Source organism: Bacillota bacterium (genome assembly GCA_024655925.1).
Classification (GTDB): Bacteria; Bacillota; DTU025; order DTU025; family JANLFS01; genus JANLFS01.
The window spans coordinates 1-7,380 of the sequence record JANLFS010000097.1 but is presented as its reverse complement, the minus strand read 5'-3'; the positions used below and the strand labels follow the sequence as shown (position 1 = coordinate 7,380).

General features: G+C 61.3%; 7 protein-coding genes. All 7 read left to right on the top strand.

The window, feature by feature from the left end:
* Positions 1–1,128: diaminopimelate decarboxylase (lysA, locus tag NUW23_12860; protein MCR4427055.1), on the top strand; the 1,128-nt coding region annotated here is incomplete at its 5' end.
* Positions 1,106–2,305, top strand: a complete 1,200-nt coding sequence (locus NUW23_12855; GenBank protein MCR4427054.1) for an MFS transporter — start codon at positions 1,106–1,108, stop codon at positions 2,303–2,305. The genes lysA and NUW23_12855, both read left to right, overlap by 23 nt.
* Before the next feature lie 22 nt (positions 2,306–2,327).
* The gene (locus tag NUW23_12850) at positions 2,328–3,215 is read left to right on the top strand and encodes a GNAT family N-acetyltransferase (GenBank protein MCR4427053.1); all 888 of its coding nucleotides are present in this window, start codon (positions 2,328–2,330) and stop codon (positions 3,213–3,215) included.
* A gap of 3 nt (positions 3,216–3,218) precedes the next feature.
* Positions 3,219–3,482 (top strand): hypothetical protein, encoded by a 264-nt coding sequence (locus NUW23_12845; GenBank protein MCR4427052.1) that lies wholly within the window; start codon positions 3,219–3,221, stop codon positions 3,480–3,482.
* 25 nt (positions 3,483–3,507) lie between these two features.
* Positions 3,508–5,415: a 2Fe-2S iron-sulfur cluster-binding protein gene (locus NUW23_12840; GenBank protein ID MCR4427051.1), complete on the top strand. Its 1,908-nt coding sequence runs from the start codon at positions 3,508–3,510 to the stop codon at positions 5,413–5,415.
* Positions 5,415–5,843, top strand: coding sequence for a 4Fe-4S dicluster domain-containing protein (locus NUW23_12835; GenBank protein ID MCR4427050.1), 429 nt, complete (start codon positions 5,415–5,417; stop codon positions 5,841–5,843). The genes NUW23_12840 and NUW23_12835 overlap by 1 nt, the downstream gene beginning before the upstream one ends.
* Positions 5,844–5,848: 5 nt before the next feature.
* On the top strand, positions 5,849–7,380 hold a 1,532-nt coding region (locus NUW23_12830), incomplete at its 3' end, for an aldehyde ferredoxin oxidoreductase family protein (GenBank protein MCR4427049.1).

Here is a 7,380-nt window from a genome sequence, read left to right as displayed (position 1 = left end):
TCAGGCGGTGAGCTGTACACGGCAATCAGCGCGGGGTACCCTGCGGAGCACATCTACTTCCACGGCAACAACAAGACGGCGGCTGAGATCGACTTCGCACTTCGAGTCGGTATCGCAAGATTCATAACAGACAACATGGACGAACTCCTTCTCGTTGACAGAATTGCCAGGGAGAAGAACCGGGTGGCAGAGGTCATACTCCGGCTGACCCCGGGCATCGAAGCTCACACTCACGAGTATGTGAAGACCGGGCAGATAGACTCCAAGTTCGGAATAGGAATCCCAAACGGTGAGGCCCTTCGGGCGGTGGAGGCCGCGATGCAGCTTCCCAATATCCGCCTGACCGGGATCCACTGCCACATCGGGTCCCAGATCTTCGAGATAGAGCCTTTCCAGGTTGCTGTGAATGTGATGATGGACTTTGCCGCGGAGGCCCGGGCCAAGTGCGGATTCGTCATGGAGGAACTGAACCTCGGAGGCGGGCTCGGCATCAAGTACAACCGGGACGACAAGCCCACCACAGCTGCCGCGCTCGCCCAGGCATGCATGGGGGCGGTCCGCGAGGCTGCTTCACAACGGGATCTGCCTCTTCCGAAGCTTCTTCTGGAGCCGGGGCGTTCCATCGTGGGGGAGGCCGGCACCACTTTATACACAGTGGGCGGAGTGAAGGAGATTCCAGGGATCAGGACCTACATTTCCGTCGACGGAGGAATGGCGGACAACCCCAGGGTCGCCTTGTATCAGGCCCGATATGAAGCGACAATCGCGAACAAAGCTTCCATGCCCATGCAGGAATTGGTGTCAGTTGCGGGGAATTGTTGTGAGTCAGGAGACATGCTCATCTGGAATATTACCCTGCCGCATGTGGAGGTCGGTGACATCCTCGCAGTCTTTTGCACGGGCGCGTACAACTACTCCATGGCCAGCAACTACAACCGTTACCCTCGCCCAGCTGCGGTCTTCGTCCGTGATGGCCAGGCTGATCTGGTGATCAGACGTGAGACCTACGAAGATCTTGTACGGAAGGACGTCGTCCCGGCCCGCCTCGCGTGCCGCCGTGCTGACTCAGCCCGGCGGCCAGGGTGTCGGACGGAGGCGCTGGTAGTTGGGGAATCCCCTAATCAATAAGGATTTCGCTCTTCTTGCCATCGGGCAGTTTGTCTCGGCCACCGGAGACCAGGTTCACCAGATCGCGCTTCTGTGGTGGATCCTTGACAAGACTGGGTCTCCCGCCGCAATGGCGGCCCTCGGAATGGCCAGCCTTGTGCCGGCGATGGTCCTCGGCCCGTTCCTCGGGGTCTTCGCCGACAAGCTGGACCGCAAGTGGGTAGTAGTATGGATGGACTTTGCCCGCGCTGTGCTCATCGGCACAGTCGCGGGTCTTGCTCTGTGTGGCACGCTCAAGCTGTGGCACTTGTACGCTGCCACCGTCCTTGCGAGCACAGCGTCCGCCCTGTTCGAGCCGGCGGTGAACGCACTGGTCCCGAGGATAGTCCCAGACTCCGCCCTCAAGAAATCCCAGGCTGTGCAGCAGGGTCTGAACAGCATGGTGGGAGTGTACGGGCCGTTCCTCGGGGGAGTGCTCGTCGGATGGGTCGGGATCTCCATGGTTTTCCTATTGAACGCGATATCGTTCTTCCTCTCAGGAGTATCGGAGATCTTCATCACTTACCACCACCGGGTCGCGCAAGGGCGCGCCAACCCCCTTCTCGGAGTGAGGGAAGGGTTCAGATTCATAAGAAAGACCAGAACACTGCCATGGTTGATGGGCATGCTCGCCTGTGGGAACTTCGCCCTTGCGCCAATGGGAACGATCCTGGTGCCCTTCATGATCCGCGAAGTGCTCCACCAGACCGCGCGCGGCCTCGGGCTCTTCTTCGCGTTCGCGGGAGTGGGCGGTGTGGTGGGAGCAGTGTTGGCAGGAGGTTTCCAGAAGTCCACCCAACACCATCGCGCCGTCATAGTCTTTCCCACCCTCCAGGGTCTTCTCCTCGCCAGCTGGGGGTTGGCTCCGAGCGTCGTGTGGACATATACCATGGCGTTTCTGATTGGAATATGTGCCCCACTGGCGCAAGTCAACATCAACATGGTATTCTTCAAACTGGTCCCGGACGAGATGCGTGGGAAAGTCTTCGCCTTCAGGATGACTTTCCTCTTGATCATCACACCGGTGGCCTTGTCTGCATATGGGGCAATTGCCAGCGTGTGGACATCCAGCATCCCATACTTGGTCGTGGCTTCCGGAGCCATCCTGGCTGCTGTGGCCCAGTTGATGCGGCTCGTGCCCGGTTTTCGGGACCTTTGATTCCACCATTGGAGGATGCTACATGAGCGATCAACCAACGGAAGCCGCTCGGCGCGTGGCCAGAGCGGAGGATGAATATGCATATCTGGGATGCGAAGTCCGAAGAACGGAGGTCTGCACGGTGGTGACCACCGAGATCTGCCCGGACATGTGGGACTCCAACCATGTAAGGGAGATCAATCTCCCGGTTGGGGCGGACTGCACTGAGTTCGTCCTGGAGATGGAGAAGCAGTTCCGCCGACTGGGCAGGGAGCACTGCAAGTTCGAGTTGGACTTCCGGACATCACTCCAAGAGCTCGCAGTGGTGCTCCGGGATAGAGATTACACCCCCCTGCCTGTCGTGCTACAGCTGTTCGCCGGGGACGAAGCCCGCCCCGCCAAGGGGCGGAGTGCCAGGCGTGCTGGCGAAGAAGTTCGGCCTGTGGAGGTAGACTCTGACGGGAGGGCAAAGGAAGACTGGAGGCAGATCAAGAGGGACGAATATGGGGGAGCGCAAGTTCGGGGCAGGTTCGTGGAAAGGGCCATTGCTCTGTGTGAGCACAAGATGTCTGTTGCGCGCATACGCCACGGCCAAGGGTGGGATGGTGGTCTCTTGGTGCACGTTGCGTATATTGGAGCTACGCCGGCCGGGTGCGTGGAGCTGTTCTGGCACGGGGGTGTCGCCAAGATCGAGGGGCTCTACGTGAAAGAGAAGATGCGTGGGCGCGGAATCGGTTCGCATCTGACCCTCGAAATGGTCAACCTTGCCAGGCAGAAGGGGTGCGACATAGTCTACCTGGCCGCGAACGCCTTCGACTCTCCAAGATACATGTATCTGAACCTTGGGTTCAAGGACCTCACGGAGAGGGCCGGCTGGCTTACGACCTGGGGTTCACTCAAACAGGTGGAGGATTCCGTAAGGTGGGATTAGGCTGTGATCATCACCGTGAAAGGCGTGGGCCGGTATGCAGCCCAGCTTGGCCCGGGGGTGTCTGTGGAATTCGAAGGAGACTCCTGCTCCCTTCGAGATGTCTTCGAAAGGCTTGAGAAGGATTTCGGGGTAGATCTGTCCAAAACCCGTATATGCGGTGACTGCACGGCGATTGTGCTAGTTGACGGGATGAGAGTCTTCGATCCTGCGCACATTGTCGCGGGCGGTGCTAGGGTCAGCATTCTGCCAGTGGTTGCAGGCGGATGAGTGGCCGCGCAGGGGGAATGGGTCGATGCCGCGTCTGACCATCGATGGGATCACCGTGGACGCGCCGCCGGAGGCGACAGTGCTCGATGCAGCACGGTTGGCCGGGGTGTCCATTCCCACGCTGTGCCACCACCCGGCCTTGGGAAACGGCGGGAACTGCCGGGTGTGCCTGGTCGAAGTGGCCGGTGAGAGCGGGCCGGTCACTTCGTGCACTTATCCTGTCCGCGACGGCCTCGAAGTCAAGACCGAGACCCTTCAGGTGAAAAGCGAACGCGCAGCGAACGCGAGTCTCCTTTTCCAAAACCATCCCCGAGAGTGCATCATCTGCGAGCGCGGGGACACTTGCGAACTTCTCCGGGCAGAGAGAGACCTCGGGTTGCAACGCGTCCGGGGGCTCTCCCAGCGGTCTGTAGTATCAGCGGACCGGTCATCTTGGGCAATAGTCCGCACTCCGTCCAAGTGCATCCTCTGTGGCCGGTGCGCGGAGGTGTGCGCTCTCATTCAAGACCTGGACGTCCTGAAGGCCGTGGCCGTGGCGGCTACCGGGGTCCAACCTTTCGCTCGCGCCCTGGGCTCAACTTACCCTGTGGATTCCAGGTTCACCGAGCTCAAGTCGCTGGCCTTCGGGGCCGGGCTACAGGATCTAGGATGCACGGAGTGCGGCCAATGCGTGCTTGTGTGCCCTACTGCGGCGCTCGCAGAGCGCTCTCACATCAGTGCTGTCCGGCGGGCCTTGGCCGATCCGAGCCTGTACGTCGTTGTCCAGACTGCCCCTTCCATACGCACCAGCCTTTCGGAATGGACGGGCGAGGGCGCAGGGCATGGCGAGGGAGAGCCCCGGAGGGGTGCTGATGGGGGAATGGTCGGGCGCGTGATGACCGGGCAGATGGTAGCGGCCCTGCGCGCGCTCGGATTCGATGAGGTCTTCGATACGTCTTTCGGGGCTGACCTCACAGTATTGATGGAAGCCGAGGAACTGATCGAGCGGATGTCGGGGCGGGGCGGGCCGCTTCCAATGTTCAGTTCATGCTGCCCAGCCTGGGTCAAGTACGTCAGAGACCACAGGCCCGATCTTCTGCCCCACGTGTCCACGTGCAAATCCCCCCATATGATGCTGGGCGCGGCGGCGAAGTCCTTCTACGCCCGGGCGGCCCAGATCGACCCAGAGAGTGTCTTCGTAGTGTCCATCATGCCGTGCACTGCGAAGAAGCGTGAGGCGATGGAGGCTGGAGCCCGTGGCGCGGGCGGCCGGATGGGCCTGGATCCAGAGCCAGGCTCCATATCAAGCAGCCAGTGCAGGTCCCCGGCAGCGCCAGGCGTGGATGCAGTTCTCACTACTCGGGAGTTTGCCCGCATGGTCCGGTGGGCGGGCATAGACATCGCGACCCTGCCCCCAGCGGAGTTTGGCTCCATGCTCGGCAGGTCGACGGGAGGAGCGAACCTGTTCGGTGGAGCCGGGGGAGTGGCCGAGGCGATCATGAGATCCGTGGAGTCTCGCATGCGGGCCGGGGGGCCCGAGGCCCCGAGCAGGCTCCCCCGGGTCGCATCGGTGCAAGGTCTCCGGGAGGCCGCGAGGTTGTTGGACGCGCTCACCTGCGGAGACGGCGGCAAAGGTGTGGTCACAGGGCCGGGCGGGGCTATGCCTGAAGGCTGCCCGAACATCCGGGAGCTCGACTTCGTGGAAGTCATGGCCTGTCCCGGGGGGTGCGTCGGCGGGGGCGGGCAACCCATAGTCGCTCCGGGAGAACCGGAGCGTGCGGAGGCGAGGTTCCGGGGGTTGCGGGAGATCGACACCAGGTCGAGCGCCAAGGTGTCCGACGAGAATGCGGATGCCGCGCGGATCCTTGCGGAATTGGGGGGGCCGGCCTCCGAACCTGCGCGATTGTTGTTTCACGTGAGGCGCAGGCTAGATAGATCAGGTGAGGCGATCTGATGGGAACGAGCGATACTGACATCAGGTTGATCGACCCCGCTCTCTGCACGGGCTGCCGGAACTGCGAGCTTGTGTGCGCGATCGCTCATTTCCGCGTCTTCAACCCAACGAGGTCCCGGATCCGGATAACGAGGGACGGTCAGAACGAGAAGATCGGAGTCTGCATCCATTGTGTGGATACCCCGTGTGTAGCCGCGTGCCCGAGGGGCGCGATCCTTGCCAGCGATGGTGACGTGCTGGTAGACGAGGCCAGGTGCGACTTGTGTGGGAGGTGCGCTCCTGCTTGCAGATATGGGGGATTACACATCACCCGCGAGACGGTGCTGATATGTGACATGTGCCACGGGGACCCGCAGTGCGCGAAGTACTGTGTCACGGGGGCGATCACTCTCAAGCCCCCCGCGAGACGAAAAGCAACCGGGGGGTGAGCCTGGTGCCTTATGCGGGAAGGATACTCAAGGTGGACCTGACTCGGAAGGTGGTGAGCCGGGAACCCACGCCCGAGCACTGGAAGTCCTTATACATCGGTGGCCGGGGGTTCTGTACGCGTGCGCTCTACGAGATGGTCCCTCCGGGCACGGATCCACTTTCCCCCGCAAATGTCCTGGTCTTCGCGGTGGGTCCTCTTTCGGGAACGCTCTCCCCGTCATCGGGACGGTTCACGGTGGGCTGTAAATCCCCGGCCACTGGGCTTCTGGGAGATGCGAACTCTGGAGGCTTCTTCGGGCCTGAGCTCAAGTACGCCGGGTATGACGCTCTGATCATCAAGGGCGCATCTGACCGTCCTGTGTATCTTCTCATCGAGGACGACTGGGCGGAGATCAGAGACGCATCCGACCTGGTGGGATCAGGAGTATTCCGCACTATAGATGTCCTCACCGACCGGCATGGCCCGGACACGCGGGTAGTGTCCATCGGGCCTGCAGGTGAGAACCTGGTACCCTACGCATGTATCATGACTGACAAGCACAATGCGGCGGGCAGGACCGGGGTCGGGGCAGTCATGGGGTCGAAGAAGCTCAACGCCATCGCTGTCCGCGGGTCCCATGACCTCTATGTGGAAGATGTCGATGGGTTTCTTGCTAAGGTCAGGCAATGCCACGAAAAGCTCATGGCCGACAAGACCTATCCAGACTTCTCGGAGACCGGCACCCCGATCCTGGTGGACATCGCCCACTCCGGAGGAGGGCTGTCCACAAAGAATGGCCAGTTTGGGCTGTTCGATGGGTACGACCATATCTCTTCAGCCGCCTATTCCGCCCGGTACCGGACAGGATCCAAGGCATGTTTCTCCTGCATACTTCACTGCAAAAACTACGCCAGGGTCGCGAATCCCGCACATGCGTGCGAGGGGATGGGGCCGGAGTACGAGACCTTGGTGGCTTTGGGCTCACGGGTTGGCGTCTCTGACCTCGACGTGGTGCTCGAGGCGAACCAGATATGCAACGATCTGGGGCTGGATACCATCTCCGCTGGAACTTCCATCTCGTTTCTCATGGAATGCTCACAGAGGGGACTAGTGAGTGAGAAGTATGACTGGGGTGACGGCGAGTTCGTCCTGGATGCGCTGAAGCGGATCGCGCTACGGCAGGGGGTAGGCGAGTTTCTCGCGCTGGGGGTCAGGGAGATGAGCAGACGAATCCCTGGGAGCGAGGGTTACGCCCTGGAGGTCAAAGGCCTCGAACTGCCTGCCTTCGACGTAAGAACAGGGAAAGCATTTGCCCTCGGGGAGGCTGTGGCGAGCCGGGGCGGCGACCACCTGCGCGCCTTGCCCAATTTCGAGCTTCTAAGCTATGCTCCGGAGGATGGGGTCAGGTGGTTCGGTGATCCCAACTGTGTAGACCCGTACACGGAAGCCGGAAAACCCGCCATGGTGGTCTGGCACGAGAACTATGCTGCCGTATGTGACTCCGTGGAGATGTGCAAATACTGCACCTTTGCGACCTACGCGATACTGCCCCGAGA